The 22,635-nt window shown below is 49.5% G+C and carries 20 protein-coding genes and 5 tRNA genes; 19 read left to right on the forward strand and 6 right to left on the reverse strand.

What is annotated here, in order from left to right:
- Positions 1-174 precede the first annotated feature (174 nt).
- The 5 genes from H027_RS0103565 to gluQRS all read left to right on the forward strand — a co-directional run bounded on the left by H027_RS0103565 (position 175) and on the right by gluQRS (position 4,306).
- Positions 175-1,326 (forward strand): iron-containing alcohol dehydrogenase, encoded by a 1,152-nt coding sequence (locus H027_RS0103565; RefSeq protein WP_024871164.1) that lies wholly within the window; start codon positions 175-177, stop codon positions 1,324-1,326.
- A 153-nt stretch (positions 1,327-1,479) separates the two neighbouring features.
- On the forward strand, positions 1,480-2,067 hold the full coding sequence (locus H027_RS0103570) for a nucleoside deaminase (RefSeq protein WP_038149151.1): 588 nt from the start codon (positions 1,480-1,482) through the stop codon (positions 2,065-2,067).
- Positions 2,067-2,603, forward strand: a complete 537-nt coding sequence (thpR, locus tag H027_RS0103575; protein ID WP_024871166.1) for an RNA 2',3'-cyclic phosphodiesterase — start codon at positions 2,067-2,069, stop codon at positions 2,601-2,603. The genes H027_RS0103570 and thpR overlap by 1 nt, the downstream gene beginning before the upstream one ends.
- A gap of 328 nt (positions 2,604-2,931) precedes the next feature.
- Entirely contained in the window at positions 2,932-3,381 is a 450-nt protein-coding gene (gene dksA, locus H027_RS0103580) for an RNA polymerase-binding protein DksA (protein ID WP_024871167.1), read from the forward strand.
- Between the two features lie 55 nt (positions 3,382-3,436).
- Positions 3,437-4,306: a tRNA glutamyl-Q(34) synthetase GluQRS gene (gluQRS, locus tag H027_RS0103585; protein ID WP_024871168.1), complete on the forward strand. Its 870-nt coding sequence runs from the start codon at positions 3,437-3,439 to the stop codon at positions 4,304-4,306.
- On the opposite strand, the gene H027_RS0103590 is transcribed toward gluQRS, so the two are convergent.
- Both H027_RS0103590 and H027_RS0103595 read right to left on the reverse strand, forming a co-directional pair.
- Positions 4,303-7,374 (reverse strand): efflux RND transporter permease subunit, encoded by a 3,072-nt coding sequence (locus tag H027_RS0103590; RefSeq protein WP_024871169.1) that lies wholly within the window; start codon positions 7,372-7,374, stop codon positions 4,303-4,305. The genes gluQRS and H027_RS0103590 overlap by 4 nt on opposite strands.
- Positions 7,375-7,379: 5 nt before the next feature.
- Positions 7,380-8,537, reverse strand: a complete 1,158-nt coding sequence (locus H027_RS0103595; RefSeq protein ID WP_024871170.1) for an efflux RND transporter periplasmic adaptor subunit — start codon at positions 8,535-8,537, stop codon at positions 7,380-7,382.
- 202 nt (positions 8,538-8,739) lie between these two features.
- Here H027_RS0103595 and pcnB point away from each other — a divergent pair, with 202 nt between their 5' ends.
- From pcnB to H027_RS0103635, 8 genes are all read left to right on the forward strand, one after another.
- Positions 8,740-10,257 (forward strand): polynucleotide adenylyltransferase PcnB, encoded by a 1,518-nt coding sequence (gene pcnB / locus H027_RS0103600; protein WP_024871171.1) that lies wholly within the window; start codon positions 8,740-8,742, stop codon positions 10,255-10,257.
- Positions 10,250-10,735 carry a 2-amino-4-hydroxy-6-hydroxymethyldihydropteridine diphosphokinase gene (gene folK, locus H027_RS0103605; protein ID WP_024871172.1) on the forward strand — a complete coding sequence of 162 codons (486 nt, stop codon included), beginning with the start codon at positions 10,250-10,252 and terminating at the stop codon, positions 10,733-10,735. Before pcnB ends, folK begins: the two co-directional genes overlap by 8 nt.
- Positions 10,736-10,758: 23 nt before the next feature.
- The gene (gene panB, locus H027_RS0103610) at positions 10,759-11,553 is read left to right on the forward strand and encodes a 3-methyl-2-oxobutanoate hydroxymethyltransferase (RefSeq protein WP_024871173.1); all 795 of its coding nucleotides are present in this window, start codon (positions 10,759-10,761) and stop codon (positions 11,551-11,553) included.
- A 12-nt stretch (positions 11,554-11,565) separates the two neighbouring features.
- Positions 11,566-12,432 carry a pantoate--beta-alanine ligase gene (gene panC / locus H027_RS0103615; protein WP_024871174.1) on the forward strand — a complete coding sequence of 289 codons (867 nt, stop codon included), beginning with the start codon at positions 11,566-11,568 and terminating at the stop codon, positions 12,430-12,432.
- A 63-nt stretch (positions 12,433-12,495) separates the two neighbouring features.
- Positions 12,496-12,876 carry an aspartate 1-decarboxylase gene (panD, locus tag H027_RS0103620; RefSeq protein ID WP_024871175.1) on the forward strand — a complete coding sequence of 127 codons (381 nt, stop codon included), beginning with the start codon at positions 12,496-12,498 and terminating at the stop codon, positions 12,874-12,876.
- 42 nt (positions 12,877-12,918) lie between these two features.
- Entirely contained in the window at positions 12,919-13,512 is a 594-nt protein-coding gene (gene pth / locus H027_RS0103625) for an aminoacyl-tRNA hydrolase (RefSeq protein ID WP_024871176.1), read from the forward strand.
- 19 nt (positions 13,513-13,531) lie between these two features.
- Positions 13,532-14,623, forward strand: coding sequence for a redox-regulated ATPase YchF (ychF, locus tag H027_RS0103630; protein WP_024871177.1), 1,092 nt, complete (start codon positions 13,532-13,534; stop codon positions 14,621-14,623).
- A 202-nt stretch (positions 14,624-14,825) separates the two neighbouring features.
- Complete coding sequence (locus tag H027_RS0103635; protein ID WP_038149152.1) at positions 14,826-16,073, forward strand: cyclic di-GMP phosphodiesterase; 1,248 nt, start codon at positions 14,826-14,828, stop codon at positions 16,071-16,073.
- A 44-nt stretch (positions 16,074-16,117) separates the two neighbouring features.
- Here the strand turns inward: H027_RS0103635 and H027_RS0103640 are convergent, their stop codons facing one another.
- Both H027_RS0103640 and H027_RS0103645 read right to left on the reverse strand, forming a co-directional pair.
- A complete protein-coding gene (locus H027_RS0103640; protein WP_024871179.1) occupies positions 16,118-18,550 on the reverse strand; it encodes a formate C-acetyltransferase/glycerol dehydratase family glycyl radical enzyme in 2,433 nt (810 codons plus the stop codon).
- A gap of 2 nt (positions 18,551-18,552) precedes the next feature.
- Positions 18,553-19,467, reverse strand: a complete 915-nt coding sequence (locus H027_RS0103645; protein WP_024871180.1) for a glycyl-radical enzyme activating protein — start codon at positions 19,465-19,467, stop codon at positions 18,553-18,555.
- Between the two features lie 131 nt (positions 19,468-19,598).
- On the opposite strand from H027_RS0103645, the gene fsa reads away from it, so the two are divergent.
- The 6 genes from fsa to H027_RS0103675 all read left to right on the forward strand — a co-directional run bounded on the left by fsa (position 19,599) and on the right by H027_RS0103675 (position 20,851).
- Entirely contained in the window at positions 19,599-20,252 is a 654-nt protein-coding gene (fsa, locus tag H027_RS0103650; protein WP_024871181.1) for a fructose-6-phosphate aldolase, read from the forward strand.
- 171 nt (positions 20,253-20,423) lie between these two features.
- A tRNA-Met gene (locus H027_RS0103655) sits at positions 20,424-20,500 on the forward strand.
- Between the two features lie 4 nt (positions 20,501-20,504).
- Positions 20,505-20,579 (forward strand) — tRNA-Gln (locus H027_RS0103660).
- Between the two features lie 15 nt (positions 20,580-20,594).
- Positions 20,595-20,669, forward strand: a tRNA-Gln gene (locus tag H027_RS0103665).
- Between the two features lie 20 nt (positions 20,670-20,689).
- A tRNA-Gln gene (locus H027_RS0103670) sits at positions 20,690-20,764 on the forward strand.
- A 10-nt stretch (positions 20,765-20,774) separates the two neighbouring features.
- Positions 20,775-20,851, forward strand: a tRNA-Met gene (locus tag H027_RS0103675).
- Positions 20,852-20,906: 55 nt separating this feature from the next.
- On the opposite strand, the gene H027_RS0103680 is transcribed toward H027_RS0103675, so the two are convergent.
- Together H027_RS0103680 and serS are read right to left on the reverse strand one after the other, a co-directional pair.
- A complete protein-coding gene (locus H027_RS0103680) occupies positions 20,907-21,137 on the reverse strand; it encodes a hypothetical protein (RefSeq protein WP_024871182.1) in 231 nt (76 codons plus the stop codon).
- A gap of 110 nt (positions 21,138-21,247) precedes the next feature.
- A complete protein-coding gene (gene serS / locus H027_RS0103685) occupies positions 21,248-22,546 on the reverse strand; it encodes a serine--tRNA ligase (RefSeq protein WP_024871183.1) in 1,299 nt (432 codons plus the stop codon).
- Positions 22,547-22,635 lie beyond the last annotated feature (89 nt).

The raw sequence follows: 22,635 nt of genomic DNA on the forward strand, positions 1-22,635 counted from the left end.
CAACGTATTAAGCACAGTAAAATTTTATCGTTTTTTAATATTTAAAATAAAAATACTGTTAAGTCAGTCAAAGATGTTCTTGTGGTTCTGAATGAAGATGATATTAGTTTAAGACTCAATAAAGTCTTATTTCATATACATCTTTCACTTCAAAACTAACAGCAGGAGCGTTTCATGAGTGTCATGCATTTTTCTGTTCCACGCGATATCGTCTATGGCGAAAATGCCATGCAAACTCTCAGCACATTAAAGGGTAAACGTGCTGCACTAGTTACCGGTGGTAGTTCGATGCAACGCCTCGGTTTTTTAGAACAAGCACAGGCATTACTGGCCAAAGCCGGTATGACGACCATTGTGATTGATGGTGTGGAGCCTAATCCGTCTGTGGCAACTGTTCAGCGTGGTGCCAAGGCCATGCTGGAATTTGAACCGGACTGGATTGTCGCTATCGGCGGGGGATCTGCACTGGATGCAGCAAAGGTAATGTGGTGTTTTTATGAACACCCTCATTTGAAGTTTGAAGATATTATTGCGGTTGGTTCCATGCCATCGTTACGGAATAAAGCTCGCTTTGTTGCCATTCCTTCTACCAGCGGTACCGCGTCTGAAATCACCGCCTTTTCGGTCATTACCGATACCGAAAATCACATCAAATACCCGATTGTGGCCGCAGACATGGTGCCTGATCTAGCGATTCTTGATCCGGCCTTACCAGAGTTTATGCCAGCACATATTACAGCCAACACAGGCATGGATGTCCTGGCGCATGCCACAGAGGCAGTTGCCTCTATTGCAGCGACCTCATTCACCGATCCTTATGCCATTGAAGCCATTAAATTGGTTCTGGAGAATCTGGAAACCGCCTACGCAGAACCCCACAACAAAACCGCACGCTACAATATGCATAATGCCTCGGCATTAGCTGGCATGGCGTTCACCAATGCCTCATTAGGTTTAATCCATTCGCTGGCACACAAAATAGGTGGCGAATTTGGTGTCACACACGGACTGGCAAACGCAATCCTGATGCCTTACATCATCAACTTCAACCGCCAATTCACGCATAAATATGAACGTGTGGAACAGTTGCTAGGCATTTCAGATCTGGCCGAAGCCGTTCATCAACTTAACGCCAGACTCAATATTCCGCGCTGCTTTAAAGAATGTCAGGAAGTTGATTTTGATGAGAGCAAATTTCGCGATGTGTTGAATCGCATGAGCGAAAATGCACATGCAGATCCATGTACCTTGACCAACCCTGGTAAACCGACGGTGGCTGATGTCAAGGCGCTTTATATCGCAGCTTATTATGGTGCCGCAATGTAAAGTCAACCCGCTTGGATTCGGGCGGACGGTGTTTACATCGTCCGCTTTTTTATTAGCAGAACAATTTTATTAGTAGAACTAATGCTACTATGCCGCTCCGTTGATGAAATAAATCAGGAGTATCGCGTCGTGTGTCAAAACCACAATATAACTATGACTCATTCGCCACAGGCACAATTAAGTATTCATTTGCCTGACTGGATCAACGAGGTGGTGGACTGGCAACGCACATTACATTCTGATGAAGAAAAGATGGCACTGGCCATCGAACTGGCTCGCCAAAATGTGCTGCGTGGGACAGGTGGCCCTTTTGGTACCATTATTGTTCATCAGCAGACGGGCGCATTATTGAGCGTCGGGGTTAACCAGGTCATGTCCCAGAATAACTCCACATTACATGGTGAAGTTATGGCCATCATGTTAGGTGAACAACGCTTGCATCAATTCAGTTTGGCCAGCTCCACAGAAGGTTATGAGCTGTTTACCTCTTGTGAACCCTGTGCCATGTGCATGGGCGCCATTCTGTGGTCGGGTGTGAAACGTCTGGTCTGCGCCGCTACCGGTGATGATGCGCGCGCGATAGGCTTTGATGAAGGCCCCGTCTTTGAGCAATCTTATGATTATCTGCGGAATGCAGGAATTGAAGTAGAACGCCATGTACAGCAATTGGCAGGAAAAGCCGTGCTCGAATTATATCTGCAGGAAGGGGGCATCCTTTACAATGGTCAGGCCGACAGCTGATGTTACGCCGTTTGTTTTTCGCCTTACCCGCTCAGTCGCTAGCGGCTGAACTGCAGGATTGCCAACATAGGTTAAATAGTGACGGTCACCGAAAACCGGTCAAGTTGGATAATTTTCATCTAACCCTGCATTTTCTTGGCCTGCAGGATGACAATCTGTTACCCAAGTTGTACCAAGCCGCCGAAGGGGTGCACGGTTCCCCTTTCGAAGTGACTCTGGATCAATATGGTTTGTTCCGCCATGCGCAGTGTTTATGGCTCGGGCCTCAACACATCCCTGCCGCACTGCTGAATCTGGTCGATCAATTAGGTTCCGCACTCAAGGCATTGGATCTACCGGTCAGTGCGGATTATCGCCCCCATATCACCTTATTTCGTCATGCACAGGGCGTAGCTACCGTACCTGCACCCACGCTGAATTTACCCGTATCTGAGTTTATTCTGTATGAGTCGAACTCATCCGAACAGGGCGTTTGCTACACACCTTTACAGCGTTGGCCGTTAGTTGAGCAATCTCTGCAGGAAAAGCAGCAATAGTTCATATTTCTGTGACATAACCAAACGTGAATGTCTGAGCAGGACTAAAATAGTAGGAAACGGAAGCCTCTGTTTATCACTATTTTGATAATTTATTTTGCTAAAAGTATTGAAATAGTATGAGCGCATCCCCATAAAGTGGTGCCTGTTGAAAATCACAATCAGGATCCGGAATTTCTTAAAGCGGTTGTGATTAAGATCCAGGCTTGGCTAACATTTTTTGCCAACGGATTTGCGAGACGAGGCTGCATCTGATATAGATACCGGCCTCAAAATTCATCGCCAGCACACAGTGACGTGCTGTGTCATGTAAAAGTAGGAGATAGGCATGTCAGCAGAAGATAACAAAAAATCTCTGGGACCGCTGGCCATCGCGGGCGTCACCCCTTATCAGGTAGCCCCTGGTGAGGAGTACATGAATGACCAGCAGAAAGAGCACTTCCGGAAGATTCTGGAAGCATGGAAAACCCAGCTGCGTGAAGAAGTTGACCGTACCGTTGATCATATGAAAGATGAAGCGGCTAACTTCCCGGATCCTGTAGACCGGGCAGCACAGGAAGAAGAATTTGCGTTGGAATTGCGTGCGCGTGACCGTGAGCGCAAGCTGATCAAAAAGATCGAAAAAACGCTGAAAAAACTGGAAGAAGATGACTTCGGTTATTGTGAATCCTGCGGTGTAGAAATCGGTATTCGTCGCCTTGAGGCTCGTCCAACCGCAGAACTGTGTGTGGATTGTAAAACACTGGCTGAAATTAAAGAAAAACAGCTCGTAGGTTAAACAACGACACCATGACAAGGGAGCCACGGCTCCCTTTTGTTTTTATAAACAGATTATGACTTATATCGGACGTTTTGCACCCTCACCTTCCGGCCCGTTACATTTTGGTTCACTGATTGCTGCGGTAGGCAGTTATCTGCGTGCACGCTCCCAGCAAGGAAAATGGCTGGTACGAATTGAAGATCTTGATCCGCCCAGAGAACAGCCCGGTGCCGCAAAGGGCATATTGCAAACCCTTGAGCGTTTTGGATTGTACTGGGATGGCCCGATTATTTATCAGAGCCAGCGACACGAGCGTTATCAGGCCATTCTGGACGAGTTGTATCGACAAGGAAAAACCTACCACTGCCGTTGTACTCGCGCTCAGATTCAAGCCGCTGGGGGCTTTTATCAGGGAACCTGCCGCGATAAACAGTATCCAGCCAAGGATGCCGCCGTCCGCTTACGCCTTACTACGCCCTGTTATGCGTTTCATGATCAACTATTAGGTTTAGTTGACGTTGAACATCGCTTAGCCGCAGAAGATTTTATTCTTAAACGCCGGGATGGGTTGTTTGCTTACAACCTGGCCGTGGTGGTTGATGATGCAGATAGCGGTATTACCGAAGTGGTCAGAGGGGCTGATCTGCTTGAACCCACCGTGCGTCAGATCGCCTTATATCAACAACTCGGCTGGACTGAACCAGACTGGCTGCATCTGCCGTTGGCCTTGCAAGAGAATGGGCTGAAATTATCCAAACAGAACCATGCGCCTGCCATTGACGGTTTACCTGTTGTGGAAACCCTATGCCAGGTTTTGACCTTTCTGGGGCAACCACTGCCTGAATATTGTTTCGATCTGACAGCGGAAGCCCTGTTGGACTGGGCCATCACACACTGGCAGTTGTCACGCGTGCCGACAACCGCCAGTGTTCATCGCGCCTAGTGACGAAAATTAAGTTTGGCGTGCCAGGGAGCCAGATAATGATAAATCACAGGGGTCAGATAAAGCGTGACCACCTGAGACAGTAACAGCCCGCCCACGATGGCGACCCCCAGCGGTTGACGCAATTCTGCACCAGCCCCCAACCCCAGCGCGATCGGTAACGCACCTGCCAGCGCGGCAATTGATGTCATCATGATAGGGCGGAAACGGATCAAACACGCCTGATGGATCGCCTGATCCGGCGCCATTCCTTCCCGCTCTCGCTCCAAAGCAAAATCGATCATCATGATGGCATTTTTCTTGACGATGCCAATCAGCAGCAAGATCCCCACAAACGCATATAAGGTGATCGGGAATTGGAACAGCCACAGGGTCACCAAAGCGCCTAAACCGGCAGAGGGCAAACCGGAAAGAATGGTTAAGGGATGAACAAAACTCTCATATAACATGCCCAATACGCCATAAACCACCAGCAGCGCCAAGAGCAGTAACACCATCATGCCAGACTGTGAACCGGCAAATGCAGCCGCACTCCCCTGCAAGCTGGTCACCAGCGTTGCTGGCGGTAATAGATCTTCCTTCACCTTGTCTAATGCCGCCAGTGCATCACTGAGAGCCATCCCCTGACGCATATTGAAGGAGATGGTTGCCGCAGGTAATGTTCCCAGATGATTGACGGTTAACGTTTGTGGTTGTCGTGTGTAGCTGGCGACAGTATCCAGACTAATTAACACGCCATTACTATTGCGAATACGGATCCGGCTTAAATCTGCCGCTTGCTGCTGATACTCAGGTAATACCTCAAGAATAACGGCATATTGATTGGTGTCGGCATAAATGGTCGAAACTTGCCGGGCCGCGAAGGCACTCTGCAGTGTCGTTTCAACCTGACTGTAATTTAAACCATAACTGGCCAATTTATCGCGATCTACTTTAACCGCGAGACCCGCGCCCACCACTTCCTGATCGCTGGTAACATCCATCAAACCGGGGATGGCCCGGATAGCCTTCAAGAAACGATCATGCCACAGTTTCAATTCATCAAAATCGTTACTTTGCAGTGTGAATTGATATTCAGAGGCAGTCGACATACCGCCAATACGAATAGATGGCGGGTTACGCAAAAACACGTTCATACCGGGGATATGTGACACTTTCTTGCGTAACTCGGCAATGACCTGATCGGCTGACGGCCGTTGATTGCTAGGCACCAGCCGAATCGTCATGGAACCGCCGTTGGAACTGCCGTTCGGGCCGGTACTGCCGACAGACGACATAAATGCCGCAACGTTAGGGTCTTGACGGATGATCTCGGCCACCCGCTGTTGCATGCGCGACAATGTTTCAAACGAAGTATCCGGTGCCGCCTTGGTTGTCAGGGTGATTTGTCCACTGTCGGTGCTCGGCAGGAAATCTTTCGGCAATTGCTGATACAGCAACACAGAAAGAATGATAGAGGCCAAGAATACCGCAAGGACGATGCGAGGGTGGCGCAACGCGCTCACCAAAGAGAGGCTGTAATTTTCTGTCAGCGAATCAAATGCTCGCTCCAGCCATTGTGCAATAACGCCCTGTTCCTTCGTTTCATGTTGCGGACGTAATACACGACTGCAAAGCATCGGAGTCAAGGTTAACGACACCAGACCCGATACCGCAATGGCGGCGCTAATGGTGACCGCAAATTCATGCAGCAACCGCCCCATCAGCCCCCCCATAAACAACAAGGGAATAAACACGGCAACCAGAGAGAGCGTCATCGATAGAATGGTAAACCCGATTTCGCGGGCCCCTTTGCGTGCGGCCTGCAGCGCAGGCATACCCTCTTCCATATGCCGGACAATATTTTCCATCATGACAATAGCATCATCGACCACGAAACCCACAGCCAGCGTCAACGCCAGTAATGACAAATTATCCAGACTGTAATTCAGGATATACATGACCGGTACGGCACCCAATACCGATAACGGGACGGCCAGTGCAGGGATAACCGTGGCTGATAAGTTACGCAGGAATAACCAGATCACCAACACCACTAAGGCGCAAGAAAGCAGCAACGTGAACTGCACATCATGGATCGAGGCGCGTATTGACTCGCTGCGATCGTAAAGAATATCCATGTGGATGGAGTCAGGCAGAATGGCCTGAAATTGCGGTAATGCTTTTTTGACCGCATCAACCGTGCTGATGGTATTGGCACCCGGTTGACGCTGTACCGCCAGAATAACGCCCGGTTTATTCACGAACCAGCTGGCGACCCGGGTATTTTCTTCACTATCCAGCACGTTGGCGACTTCAGTCAGATAAAGCGGAGCCCCATTGTGATAAGCAATCACCAATTTGCGATACGCCGCTGCATTTTCTAACTGCCCATTACTTTGCAGACTCAGACTACGATGCGCACCATCCAGATCACCGATCGGCTGATTTACATTGTTGTTTGCCACAGCAGTCGCCAGTTCATCCAGCCCCAGATTGTGAGCCGTCAGTTTGTCGGGATCGGCCTGAATACGTACGGCATAGGGTTTGGCACCATAGACCCCAACCTGAGCCACACCAGGCAGCATGGACAGTGATTGTGCCAGCTTGCTTTCGGCATATTCCGTAACGGTTGAGATAGGTAACGAATCAGAATGAAGAGCAATATAAAATATCGGCGCATCAGCTGGATTTGTTTTTTTCATCGATGGCAAAGAGGTCATGTTCTGAGGCAGTTTGCGCTGTGCTGCACTAATGGCACTTTGCACGTCCAATGCAGCACCATCGATATTACGATCCAAATCAAACTGAATGGTGATCTTCGTCGTTCCCTGAGAACTCGTCGAGCTGATATTGTCGATTCCAGCAATTGTAGCCAGTTGGCCCTCGAGCGGTGTTGCCACCGCCGATGCCATCGTTTCCGGCGATGCGCCTGACAAACTGGCAGTGATATTGATGGTGGGAAAATCAATCTGCGGCAATTCACTGACCGGTAATGCCTGATATGCCAGCACCCCAAACAAGGTAAAAAAAGACATCAACAAACAGGTCATGACTGGTCGACGAATCGATAACATCGAAAGTTGCATGATCTTTACTCCGCAGCCGATGTTGTCGTTTTAGCCGGTTTAGGCGCTTTCTTCATCTTATCCGGATGCACGACATTCACGCTGGAACCGTCATTCAGACGAAACTGTCCCTCCGTCACAACCTGATCACCTGCCTGCAATTCGCCTTCAACGGCACTCCAACCTTCATTAGAAGCGAGCTCCTGAACTACCACTCGCGTGGCAATGCCATTATCTACCGTGAATAATTGCAACCCATCTGGCCCTTGTTGCAATGCCTGAGCGGGTACTACCAGCACCTGTTTTAACGTCCGTGGCGCCAGCTGCACCGTGACATACTGCCCCGGCAACCAGTCATTGTGTGGGTTTTTAAAATCGGCTTTTAAGGCGACGGAACCACTGTTGCTATCAACATTATTATCCAGAAATGAAACCTTACCTGAACGCTGTTCTTCCAAGCTGCCACTATTCACTTGCGCTGTTACCTCCAACGCACCGACTCGTAAGGTTTTTTCGATATCAGAGAGATATTTTTCCGGCAGGGTAAAGCTGACCGCGATAGGGTCTAACTGATTCAGCGTGGTCAATATGGTGCTATAGGCCTGTACCGTGGCGCCGACAGAGACGAGATGTGTCCCTACCCGCCCGCTGAACGGGGCTTTAATTTTGGTGTAATCCAGATTACGGGCCGCAATAGCCAAACTGGCATCATCCTGTTTAACCTGAGCGGCGATAGATTGTGCAGTTGCTTGATAACCATTCATATCGGCATCAGAGATGAATTTTTTCTGCAACAACACCTTAGCGCGATCAAGATCAGCCACCGCCTTTTTCAATAAAGCCTGATCATGTTGTAAAACTGCCTGCGCCTGCTGCCATTTATTCCGATAATCGCTGTCGTCAAGCTCAACCAGCACTTGCCCTGCAGTGACCTCGGCCCCTTCATCAAACAAAATTCGCGCAACCTGACCTTCAATACGCGGCTTGATATCTACCGAAGATTTCGCCACCACACGACCGACAGACTGCCAGCTGGCTTTAAAGTCTTCTCTTTTTACTGAGGCAACAACGACTTGCGTTGTTCTTTTTGCCGCCGCCGTCGATTGTGTTTTCTCATTTAAAGAAAATCGATAACCAACAACTGCCACCACCGCCACTAATGCGCCCCAACGCCAAATGTTCATGTTTTCTCCGTCATTGTTGTTGAACATTCCCCGACCGATCTAAGGCGCAGTATCTGTGTTAATGTTGGTAAAAGTGTGTCAAACAGTAGGAACAGCCGCATAATTTATCGGGAATTTTGAAAATAACATGATAAGTCAGCCCTGATGTTCGCATTTCGGCTGTGGTGCGCTATCATACCGCCCGCTCTTTTTTGTGTCAGAAATACCGAGGTGTACTATTTTTTCCCATATCGCCAATTTGTATCGCAAAGTGCTTGGTAAAGAAGAGACGCCAACGACACCCAAAAACACCGCTACACCACCCGCGGGATCTCAACGTCAGCGTGTTACCAACAGCAGCAAACCAGCAGCAACAGGTTTAAAACGGCGCATCTTAACCCGAGACCAGCACACGATCTCTCGCAGCATGATCAGTGATAATGCACTGAAGGTATTATACCGACTGAATAAAGCCGGGTATCAGGGCTATCTGGTTGGTGGTGGTGTTCGTGATTTATTGCTCGGAAAAATCCCCAAAGATTTTGACGTGGTAACAGATGCGCACCCTGAGCAAATCCGTAAATTGTTCAATAATTGCCGCCTGATCGGACGCCGCTTCCGTCTGGCCCATATTGTTTTTGGCCGGGATATCATCGAGGTAGCGACATTCCGAGGTCATCACCATCAGGTTCACACCAGCAAAAACATAGCGGAACAATCGGAAGAAGGCATGCTATTGCGTGACAACGTATATGGCACTATTGAAGAAGACGCCGAACGCCGCGACTTCACCGTCAATGCGTTGTATTACAACATTAAAGATTTTTCACTGCATGACTTCCATGGTGGTCTGGACGATCTGGCTGCCGGTAAGCTGGAGCTGATCGGCGATCCGGAAACCCGCTATCGGGAAGATCCGGTCAGAATGTTGCGTGCCGTACGATTTGCCGCAAAACTGGGCCTGACAATCAGTGAGCGCAGCGCAGAACCGATTGCACGCCTAGCCCCCCTGCTGCAAGACATTCCTGCCGCCCGTTTGTTTGAAGAAACGATCAAGTTGTTTCTGGCCGGACACGCACTCAGCACTTACCATCTGCTGCGGAAATTTGGCTTATTCCAGCAACTGTTCCCTCAGGTTGCCAAACTGCTGACCCCCGACAGTAACTCGGCTTACGAACGTTTTCTGGAAAAAGCCTTATCCAATTCAGATAAACGCGTCGCATCCGACCAGCCGGTGACCCCGACCTTCTTCTATGCCACCCTGCTCTGGGGTGTTGTCGCATTGCGTCAGCGCGAAATCAGCAACGAAAGCAATCTGCCGTTTCAGGATTCCATGCAAATGGCCATGAATGAAGCGATTGAACAGCAAATTCATACGGTTGCTATTCCGCGTCGTTTTACCAGCGATGTCCGGGAAATCTGGTTATTGCAGGAGCGTCTACCCCGTTATTCCGGCAAACGTGCAGAGAAACTGTTTGCACAACCGAAATTTCGTGCGGCGTTTGACTTCCTCGAATTGCGAGCGCATGTCGAACCACGTCTGCGCGATATTGTTGCCTGGTGGCAGGATTATCAGCAAACGCATGATTTTGTTCGCCCCGAGCCTTCGCATGTCCGGCCGACTCGCGGCACTGCCGCAGCGACGGAGCAGCCGGGTCACAGCGAAGAGCATCCACCACGAAAACGTCCACGTCGCCGCCGCCGTTATCCGCAGCAATCAGGCCAGCGTCGTAATGACTGACGTCTTTGTCGCTCTCGGCGCGAATCTGTCTAATCCGAAAAAACAGATCCTTCGCGCCATTGATGCATTGCAGCATTTGCCAGACAGCAAGTTGATTGCCTGCTCGCCACAATACAGTTCTGCCCCGATGGGACCGCAGGATCAGCCGGATTACGTGAATGCCGTCGCGCAACTGCAGACGACCTTATCTCCGCATCAGCTGCTCGATGAGCTGCAGCGCATAGAGCTGGAACAAGGTCGTGTACGGAAAGATGAGCGTTGGGGCCCACGGACGCTGGACTTGGATTTACTTTTATATGGACAGCAAGTGATTCAGGATGAACGTTTGACCGTTCCGCATTACGGCATGACACAGCGTGCTTTCGTACTCATTCCGTTATACGACATAGCACCCGCACTGATCTTACCGGATGGCCGTCAATTAGCTGAACTCGTTGCTGCTTGTGATAGCAGTACGCTGTTCCGTCTACCTGATTAATTATCGATTCGCAGGAGTCCCCAATGAGCAAAATAAGCCTGACCCAAATTCAGAACATGAAACAAAGCGGTGAAAAAATCGCGATGATCACCGCTTATGATGCCACTTTCGCCCGTCTTTTTGATGATGAAGGGGTTCATTCCATTCTGGTTGGTGATTCACTGGGCATGGTGGTACAGGGACATAATGACACGCTGCCCGTCACGATGGATGACATGGTCTATCACACCGCTAACGTTGCCCGAGGGGTTCAAAACGCGCTGCTCATCGCTGATTTACCCTTTATGAGTTATAGCGATGTGCAATCGGCTTGTATCAATGCCGGTCGTTTGATGGCAGCCGGTGCCAAGATGGTGAAAATTGAAGGCGGCGACTGGTTGTGCGAAACCGTTAAACAACTGAACCGCAATGGCGTTCCTGTTTGTGCTCATCTGGGTTTAACACCACAATCGGTACACTTGTTCGGCGGTTTCCGCATTCAAGGTCGCGATGCCCAACGAGCAGAAGAAATTTATCATCATGCGCTGGCGCTGCAGAATGCTGGCGTCCAGATGGTGGTCTTGGAATGTGTACCGGAACAACTGGCCGAGCGCATTACCAAGGCGCTGCGGATCCCAGTTATTGGCATCGGTGCCGGCGCGCAAACAGACGGTCAGGTGCTGGTGATGCAAGATGCACTGGGTGTCACAACCGGTTACATACCTAAATTCAGCAAAAATTTCTTGGCAGAAACCGGAGATGTCCGCAAAGCGATCCGCCTGTATGTGGAACAGGTCGCTAATGGTCAGTTCCCGGCTGCCGAACATACCTTCAACTAAGGAAGTCTGATCGTGTTAGTCACAGAACAGATCGACGCCCTGCGCGCCGCTATCCGGGATTTTCGCCAACAAGGGAAACGCATTGCGTTTGTCCCAACAATGGGAAACCTGCACCATGGTCATCTGACGCTAGTCCGTCAGGCCAAACAACATGCCGATGTGGTTATCGTCAGTATCTTTGTCAACCCGATGCAATTTGACCGGGCGGAAGATCTGGCAAACTACCCACGCACCTTGCGTGAAGACTGTGCGTTGCTGGAACAGGAAGGTGTTACCGCGGTATTCACGCCAACACCGGCCATCATGTATCCGCAGGGGCTGGAGAACCAAACATTCGTTGAAGTGCCTGGTATTTCCTCACTGCTGGAAGGCGCCATGCGTCCGGGTCATTTCCGCGGCGTCAGCACCGTTGTCACCAAGTTGTTCAATATTGTGCAACCCGATATCGCCTGTTTTGGTCAAAAAGATTACCAACAACTGGCATTGATCCGTAAAATGGTACGGGATATGGCCATGCCGATCGAAATCATCGGTGTGCCGACTGTACGCGCAGAAGATGGATTAGCACTGAGTTCCCGTAATGGTTACCTCACGCCAGCAGAAAGAGCGCTTGCTCCTGAACTTGCCAAAGTGATGACCTGGCTGGGTAATGAATTATCAGCCCGTCAACACGCTATCCCCGCATTAATTGCAGAAGCCGCTGACAAACTGAATGCTCAAGGTTTCCGTACTGATGCCATTGATGTTGTTGATGCGGAGAGTTTATTGCCGCTGACCAGTGACAGCGCTCAGGCAGTCATTCTGATGGCCGCCTGGTTAGGCCCGAAAGCGCGTCTGATCGATAATTTAGTGGTCAATTTGCGTACAACCACCAGATAGTTTATAGTCGCGCCGCAGGTGTGCTCTAGACACACCGTAGCCGTGTAATGTAAGGAAAAAGCAATGCAACGAATCATGCTGCGAGGCAAACTGCATCAGGCCCGTGTTACCCATGCGGTTCTGAACTATGAAGGCTCCTGTGGTATCGACCAGGACCTGCTGGATGCTGCCGGTATCGTCGAATATGAAGCGATTGATATCTACAACGTTGAAAATGGCGAACGTTTCTCCACCTACGCTATTTCCGGAGAACGCGGCTCTCGCATGATCTCTCTGAACGGCGCTGCCGCCCGCAAAGCCGCCGTCGGCGACCGAGTCATCATCTGTGCCTATGGCCCAATGAGTGAAGACGAAGTCAAACAGCATAAACCCCGTCTGGTTTATCTGGATGCCGAAAACACTATTGTTCGAACCAGTAAAGACATTCCGCTGCAACTGGCCTGATAAAGGCCAGTTTTCTTTCTACCTGTCGGAATAGAATTGACCATGACACAAGCCATACAACTGATTGTCGGATTGGCTAATCCAGGGCCGGAATATGCCCACACCCGCCATAATGCCGGCGCATGGTATGTGGCCGAGCTGGCTGCCCGTTATAACGGGAGTCTGCGCGAAGACCCTAAGTATTTCGGCATTACCGGTCGCATACAGATCAACGGTCAGGATGTTCGTTTATTGATCCCGACGACCTTTATGAATCTGAGTGGGAAATCTGTCGCCGCATTAGCCAAATTTTTTCAGATCCCGCCGGAAGGCATTCTGGTGGCGCATGACGAACTGGATTTGCCTCCCGGAGTGGCCAAATTCAAGCAAGGCGGCGGCCACGGCGGTCACAATGGCCTGAAAGACATCATCAGCAAACTGGGTAACAACAATCAATTTCACCGCCTGCGCTTAGGAATTGGCCATCCCGGCTCGAAAGAGCAGGTCGTCGGCTTCGTGCTGACCAAAGCGCCCAAAGCTGAACAACAACTGATTGATGCTGCGGTGGATGAAGCCGTACGTGCAACTGATATACTATTCACTACTGATATGACCAAAGCCATGAATCGCTTACACAGCTTCAAGGCTACAGCCTGATATTGAGGAATCAACCACTATGGGTTTTAAATGCGGCATCGTCGGCTTGCCAAACGTAGGTAAGTCCACCCTGTTCAACGCACTAACGAAAGCGGGCATCGAAGCAGCCAACTTTCCGTTCTGCACGATCGAACCGAATACCGGTGTGGTTCCTATGCCTGATCCTCGCTTGGATCAACTGGCTGCGATCATCAAGCCTCAACGCATCGTACCCACCACCATGGAATTCGTAGACATTGCCGGTCTGGTAAAAGGTGCGTCCAAAGGTGAAGGTCTGGGTAACCAGTTCCTGACCAACATCCGCGAAACCGAAGCGATTGGTCACGTCGTTCGTTGTTTTGAAAACGACAACATCATCCACGTTTCCGGCAAAGTCAATCCGGCCGAAGATATTGAGACTATCAATACCGAACTGGCACTGGCGGATCTGGACACTTGTGAACGTGCCATCCAGCGTGTACAGAAGAAGGCCAAAGGCGGCGATAAAGACGCTAAAGCCGAACTGGAAGCACTGGAAAAATGTCTGCCGCAGCTGGAACAAGCTGGCATGCTGCGTGCGCTGGATCTGAGCGATGCGGATAAAGCAGCCATCCGTTACCTGAGTTTTCTGACGCTGAAACCAACCATGTACATTGCCAACGTCAATGAAGATGGTTTTGAAAACAACCCATACCTGGATCAGGTACGCGCGATTGCAGAAAAAGAAGGCTCCGTGGTAGTGCCAGTCTGTGCCGCCATCGAAGCCGATCTGGCGGAAATGGAAGATGAAGATCGTGCTGAATTCATGGCCGAGTTAGGTCTGGAAGAACCCGGTCTGAACCGAGTGATCCGTGCTGGCTACAAACTGCTGAACCTGCAAACCTATTTCACTGCGGGCGTCAAAGAAGTGCGTGCCTGGACCATTCCTGTGGGTGCAACCGCACCTCAAGCCGCCGGTAAGATCCATACCGACTTCGAAAAAGGCTTTATCCGCGCGCAGACCATTTCGTTTGAAGACTTCATCACCTACAAGGGTGAACAGGGTGCAAAAGAAGCCGGTAAAATGCGAGCCGAAGGTAAAGACTACATCGTTAAAGATGGTGACGTACTGAACTTCCTATTTAACGTCTGATACGTACGCCTTTCTGTTCCCGATGCCCGCTTTTGCGGGCATTTTTGTTTAAATTCAAAAAGAAACCACATTTTTAAAATAATAATTTATTGCACATCCCCGCTTCCTCACGTACAAATTAACTCCTCCTTGTTATTATTCAGCGACTACTATAATTATATAATTTCAATAATATCGTTCAGCTAAGAGAGAGCCGCAGTCGATGAGCCAGACAACTTCGATTCCTGTTGAGCAACTTAAAATCGGGCATTATGTCGTCTTACCCTTTGGCTGGAAAAATCATCCCTTCCTGTTTAGCTCTTTTCGCATCAAAGACAATGAACAACTGAAAATCCTGCGCTCTCTGGGTGTAAAAAATATTCCGGTTGATCTAAACAAAAGCATGGTTGAAGACAGCGAACCGCTCGAAGCCACCATTCCGGAATCCCCTCCCTCAGAAGCAGAACCTGAAATCGTCTTGCCGGATCCCCATAAGGCGCAACAGCAGGCAGCCCGCCGCTCAATCCGCCAAGCCGAACGAAGCTTCAGCAATGCAATTTCACCGTTGCGAGAGTCACTGACCAGACTGAATCTGAAACCGGATGAAGGATTAGCCACTGTCGCCGAGTTGATCCGTAATGCCGCTGCCACGCTGAATGCCACCGAAGGTTCCATTGGGTTTCACTTGGTACGGTCTGTACGTAATGGCGATCCGTTATTGTTGCATAGTCTCAATGTCGCGTTTATTGCGATGTTAATTGCCAAGGAAGCAGGTTGGGAGCCGTTAGCTATACAAGATGCTGGATTAGCCGGGTTAGTCCATGACATCGGTGAATTACGCATTCCTACGCAGGTCAGCCGGAAACGGACGGAATTAACGACGGCTGAAACCAATTACCTGAAAATGCATGTCCAATATGGCTATGAACAGTTAACCCAGTTAAAAGCATTTAATCCGGCTGTGCGTCAGGTTGCCCTGCAACATCATGAATGTCAGGATGGCTCTGGCTATCCTGCCGGATTAAAAGGGGATGATATTCCGCTACTCAGTCGTTTGATTGCCGTGGTCGATTATTATGAAGAGCAACTGCACCCACGAAATGGACTGGGTTCCTTGCATCCAAATCAGGTGATCGCCGGATTATACAAAAAGGCAGGCAAGCAATTTGATGTCCAGTTGACCCAACTGCTGATCAAAGTACTGGGGATCTATCCACCGGGCAGTCTGGTAACCCTCAGCGACAATACCCTGGCGCTGGTGATGTCCAGTGAACCATCATCTCCGTTGAAGCCGATGGTTTTACCCTATGAAAAAGGTCGGGTACCGGAAGGCGTTGATCTGATTTCATTACAGAATGACGAGCGTACTATTACAGGCATTGTTGCTTCCGATGAATTGAACTCACAGCAAATTGAATACTTCGGATTAACCAAACACGCCTGTTACTATTTCTCTTTACCGCACCAATAAAAAAGGCCCGGCAACCTCTGCCAGGCCTGTATTTCATCACAGGTTTAATGCAGGGTGTGTTCTGTACGGGCAATAATGTCATCCTGCGTATCCGGCGATAATGCCGTGAAAAAGGCAGAATAACCCGCAACACGAACAACCAGATCGCGATATTGATCAGGATGCGCTTTCGCTGCCAGTAATGTCTCTCGTGAGACAATGTTATATTGCACATGCCAGCCTTTGTGCACCTCAAAGAAAGTGCGCAGCAATGTCATCAGTTTTTGCCGGTCACGCGGTTGCTCCAGACTGGTCGGGTTCAACTTCTGATTCAGCAATACCCCGCCCAGAATGGCGGCTGTCGGCAATTTACCAAGCGAATTAAAGACGGCCGTCGGACCATGTGTATCCGTGCCGGATGATGGGCTGGCCCCCTCCGCCAGCGGTGTTCTGGCTTTCCGTCCATCCGGCGTCGCCATGGTGCCTGCCCCGAACGGCACGTTGGCAGAAATTGACGAGGTGCCTGCATAATATCCCCCGCCAATCGGACCACGGCCATAGCGGGTATTATGGAAATGGCTGATTTCATCGATGTAACTCTGATAAGCACCCACCAGTAATTCATCTACAGAATCGACATCATTTCCATATTTAGCGGCACGATTTAATAACATCTGCCGTAATGCTTCGCCCTCTTCCCCGGCGAAATCGTCGGCCAGTTTTGCCGCCAGTTCCTGTTGGGTAATTTTACCGCTGAACACAAAATCGCGAACTGCGGCCAGGCTGTTTCCCGTATTGGCGATCCCGACCTGCAGACCGGAAACCCAGTCATATTTTGCCCCGCCTTGCTTCGCGGTCTTACCGCGTTCAATACAGTCATCAATCAGCGCGGAACAGATGATATCGTGGGCATTTTCTTCCAACATGGTGTCAATGACACAATCAATTTCAATGGTCTTGCGCGCGTAATAACGCACTTGCCGATCCCAGGCTGACATCACTTCATCGAACGTGCTGAAGTTCCCTAATGTCAAGCCTTTATCCTGTGGCAGAAAGGTTTTTCCGGTCGTGGCATCTGTTCCTTGTTCCAGTGCTGCCAGCATGACCCTGGTAAAATTAAGGAAACTCATCCCCGTACAGCGATATCCCCACTTGCCGGGCACCGCCGTTTCAATACAGCCTATCGCGGAATAGTTATAAGCGTCCTCTTTTTCCACCCCCAATTTAATAAATTCAGGAATGACAATCTCATCGTTATTAAAGGCCGGCATACCGAAACCGCAGCGGATCACCGACATGCAGGCATCCAGAAAATCGTTACTCATCCCTGCGTGATATCGCACGCTCAAGTTTGGCTGAGTAGAACGTAACCGGCCACACGATTCCAGAATGGTATAAGACAGCGGATTCACGGCATCGACCGGTTCCCCATGATGCAGTTTTTGTCCACCAATCGTAACGTTCTGATACATCGGGCTGCCAGCAGAAGACTTGGAGTGCAAGCCTGAACGGATCTTGTTGACCTCCAGCAGTTTCAGCCAGCAGCTATGGAATAACTCGATAGCCCGTTCCCGTGAAAGTGTGCGCTCTTGCTCTACATCGCGTTGATACCAAGGATAGAGATACTGATCCATCCGGCCAAATGAGACTGAATGACCATTTGATTCGATCTGCAAAAACAACTGAATGAAATAACACAGCTGCAATGCCTGCCAGAATGTTTGGGCGGGTTGTTCTGCAATCACGTCGCAATTTTCGGCCATCGCCAGCAATTCATCCCGACGGTCTAAGCGTTCTTCTTGGCTGGCCATCTCACGCGCTAAGGCAGCATACCTGCGGATGTGATCTGTCATGGCACTGAACGCAATATCCACTGATTTCAGAAATTGTTCACGGTGCAGATCAGCCCAGTCAGCCAGATCCAGACGTTGTCGACGTTCTGCCACTTTCTGGCGAACCCCTTGGATGCCCACTTGCAGGATCAGTTCATAATCTACAGCCATATGCGCATCACCGGAATTCATGTTGCCTTCAGCCTTAATGATGCCTGATTCCAGTAATGCTTTGTGGTCCTCTGAAAATAGCGCATAGCAACGGTCACGCACCGTTTGCCCCATCCAAAATGGAGCGATGTCATGAATAATGGCTTTATCTTTCTCTGATACCGAAAAACCGGCACCAGGACGATCTGCCAGTTCATTAATTTCCTTCACTACCCAGTCCATTGTATATTCGGGGAAAATTGGTGCCGCACGCAGATAAGCCGCCTGATTACCAATAATCAATTCGTCATTATCAATCCAGATGCTCCGTTCTGCCAAATGGTGTGCCAGTGCCAATGCCCGACGCACCACGACTGGCTTATCCAGATTCGCCTTATAAGCCTGTGTATAATGCAATGCCCGTTCGGTACAAACTGGTGGCGATACAATATCCACCAGACAGCGTTTGTGATTGCGGATACGTTCCGTCAATGTGGTCAGATCCAGTTCAGTCATCATTAACCTCTCAGAATTGCAGTCAGGCCGAAGTCTTTCGCTTTCTGCTCTGCAAAAGCCAATAACTCCGGGCGCTCAAGTGGTTGTCGGGCACACTGATAATCAAGCCCGAGTAAATGGTATTTATGCATGCCATAAGTGTGATATGGCAGAAAATGGATTTCCCTGTTGCCGCCATACTGATCGTAATGTGCCGATGCTTGCTGAATGATGGCAGTCAGTGTCGGCTCGTCGTCATTAAACTCAGGGATGATCGGGACACGAAACTGCACATTGGCCGCATGCTCGCCCAGTTGCTGAATATTGCGTTGAATTAACGCCAGCCGGCCGTTCGTCCAGCGCAGAAATTTGTCCGCATCCACATGCTTGATATCGATCAGCCATAAATCGACCAATGAAATAGCCGGTTCAATGTGATGCCATGGCACATGCAGGCAACTCTCCACAGCCGTGTGGATACCTTCCGTACGGGCGAGATGTAATAACTGTTGGGTCATCTCCGGTTGCATGAATGGCTCACCACCGGATAATGTCACTCCCCCGCCACTACGTTGATAAAAAGTGTTATCCCGAAGCACCTGCTTCATGATTTGTTCTGCGGATATGACTTCGCCGCACAAAGAAAGTGCTCCACTCGGACAAATATCAGCCGCCTGCCGCATCATCGTTTCTGTGAGTTCGGCTCGCATAATCTGCACAGCACCGGTGGTATCATTTCGGTGAAAACCAACACTTTTGGCCGAACAACGCTGGCATCCGGTAAGACATAACCGCTCGTCATACAGCAGATCCGCTTTACGCAAACGACTCTCAGGATTTTGGCACCAGCGACAACTCAACGAACAGCCTTTCAAAAACACGACTGTTCTGATGCCAGGGCCATCATGTGTGGCATAACGTTGCAGGTTACAAATCATAATTGATCCTGTCTCTTTATTTCACTTTCATTTAAATACTTTCACTTGAAACTTATTTTGATCTATATCAATAGCGTTCCAGATCCATCTTTATATAGTGAGATCTGTAAACTGACTCACAGGAGAAATATATGGAGCTTTATCTTGATAGCGCTGATCTGAATGCCATTGAACGATTAGCGCGTTTTATGCCGATTCACGGTGTCACCACCAACCCAAGCATCATTGCCAAAGGGGGACAATCCCTGGCGCAAGTATTGCCTGAGTTACGGGCAATGCTGGGAGCAGAGAAGATCCTGTTTGCGCAAGTCATGAGTGATAAAGCGGAAGCCATGGCGACAGAAGCAGAGCATCTGCAAACGTTGGATCCACAACTTGTGATAAAAATTCCTGTTACACCGGAGGGATTGCGTGCCATTCAGCTATTGAAACAACGCCAGATCAAAACGTTAGGCACAGCCGTTTATTCTCCGATGCAAGCCCTGTTAGCCGCATTAGCCGGGGCCAGCTATGTCGCCCCTTATGTCAACCGGATTGATGCTCAAGGCGGCAGCGGCATTAAATGTGTTCAAGAATTACAACAACTTCTGACCTTGCATGCCCCCGAGTGCCAGATTTTGGCCGCCAGCTTTAAAACACCCCGCCAAGTGCTGGATTGTCTGCTGGCCGGATGTACCAGTATTACCCTGCCGATAGATGTGGCTGAACAATTAGTGCGTAATCCGGCCGTAGATATGGCCATGGCACAATTCAAGCAAGATTGGCAGCAAGCGTTTGGTGCTTGAAATCAAAACAGATCGCAGCTCAGCCAATAGATAAATTGAGCGATCATGGGTATTACGGATAAGTTTTAAGCACACGGAACAGGATGATTAAAAAAGGGTTGACGGTAACAGCGCATATACGCATAATGCGCCCCGCACAGTTCAGCAGCCTTGCTGAATTGTTCAGGTGTTGGCTATGTAGCTCAGTTGGTTAGAGCATCGCACTCATAATGCGGGGGTCACAGGTTCGAATCCCGTCATAGCCACCATTACTGGGGTGTCGCCAAGCGGTAAGGCAGTGGATTCTGATTCCACCATACCAAGGTTCGAATCCTTGCACCCCAGCCAATTTTCATTCTCAGTTGGGGTATCGCCAAGCGGTAAGGCAGCGGGTTTTGATCCCGCCATACCCAGGTTCGAATCCTGGTACCCCAGCCATCTTAATGAAAATCTCCAGTTGGGGTATCGCCAAGCGGTAAGGCAGCGGGTTTTGATCCCGCCATACCCAGGTTCGAATCCTGGTACCCCAGCCATGCTTTTTATGGCTATGTAGCTCAGTTGGTTAGAGCATCGCACTCATAATGCGGGGGTCACAGGTTCGAATCCCGTCATAGCCACCATCCCCTCTCTTTTTATTCTTTATCTATTTATTTCTCGCTGACACAACATACTCATTCAGCCCTGTTTTTGTTCTGAATTTTGTCTTTGTTTGGCTACTTTTAATTCCTGTTGTTCTTGCTGCTGTTTGGCTTTCAATGTCTTTAGCTCAACCGTCAATGCATTCATTTTCTGCGTCAGTAATAAGACATCGGTATCGAGTTTATCGTCATTTGCATGACTGGCACAGCCGGTCATCAGTGCAGACAACAAAGGTACAGAGACAAAGGCAATCTTTTTCAGATACATGATCCAACCTTATCATTACACTGGAAAATCATATTTCCATCAGATGAAGATGTAAAAAAAGCAGATCAAGTCAATGATCTGCTTATGCAACATAACTGGTAAACCAATCGTTAACCAATATGCGTCAAACCACTCATATAAGGTCTCAACACTTCCGGTACTTCAATACGACCATCGGCCTGCTGGTAATTTTCCAATACCGCCACCAGAGTACGACCCACAGCCAAGCCTGAACCATTCAGCGTATGCAGTAATTGTGGTTTACCGTCAGCACTACGTACACGGGCTTGCATGCGACGCGCCTGGAAATCAGTACAGTTAGAGCAGGATGAGATTTCACGATAGGTATTCTGGGCTGGCAACCACACTTCCAGATCATAAGTCTTCGCCGCAGAGAAGCCCATATCGCCTGTGCACAAGGCCATGACACGATATGGCAGACCTAACAACTGCAATACCTTCTCAGCATGACCGGTCATCTCTTCCAGCGCATCCCATGATTTTTCAGGATGAACCAGTTGCACCATTTCGACTTTATCAAACTGATGCATACGGATCAGACCACGGGTATCACGGCCGTAAGATCCAGCTTCTGAACGGAAGCAAGGGCTGTGCGCAGTCATTTTGATCGGCAGTGTTTTCTCATCGTAAATTTCATCACGCGCGATGTTGGTCAACGGCACTTCGGCGGTCGGGATCAGTGAGAATTTACGCACCTTGCCCTCTTCATCGCCTTCCCCATTGATGGCGGTGTGGAACAGATCTTCTGCAAATTTCGGCAACTGACCGGTGCCCAACAAGCTGTCTGCATTCACCAGATACGGCACGTAGCATTCGGTATAACCGTGCTGCTGTGTGTGCAGATCCAGCATGAACTGCGCCAATGCGCGGTGCATACGCGCGATCTGTCCTTGCAGCACCACAAAACGGGAACCCGAAATTTTAGTTGCTGTCGCAAAATCCAGACCACCGTTAGCTTCACCCACCGCTACATGGTCTTTGATTTCAAAATCAAATTGACGAGGTGTACCCCAGCGACGTACTTCCACGTTTTCGTGTTCATCTTTACCGACTGGCACCGAGTCTGCCGGTAGATTCGGTACTAACAGGGAGATCTGACGCAGTTGTTCCAAGATCTCATCTTGTTGTTTTTTACATTGTTCCAGCTCATCACCCAGTGAACCGACCTGAGCCATCAGCGGAGCCACATCTTCACCACGACGTTTCGCTTCACCGATAGCCTTAGAGCGTGCATTACGCTCGGCTTGTAATTCCTGAGTACGGGTTTGAAGCACTTTACGCTGTTCTTCCAGCGCATTGATGGTAGCCACATCTAACTTATAACCCCGCAGAGCCAAACGCTCAGCAGCAGCCTCAATGTCACTACGCAGAAATTTAGGATCAAGCATGATAAACCTGCTGTTATGCAAAAAATTATTGGAGTAATAGAACGAATCCGCGACTAAAAATGTCGTCGATGACTGCAGTTTACCAAAAG

Source organism: Tolumonas lignilytica (genome assembly GCF_000527035.1).
In the GTDB taxonomy this organism is placed as follows: domain Bacteria; phylum Pseudomonadota; class Gammaproteobacteria; order Enterobacterales; family Aeromonadaceae; genus Tolumonas; species Tolumonas lignilytica.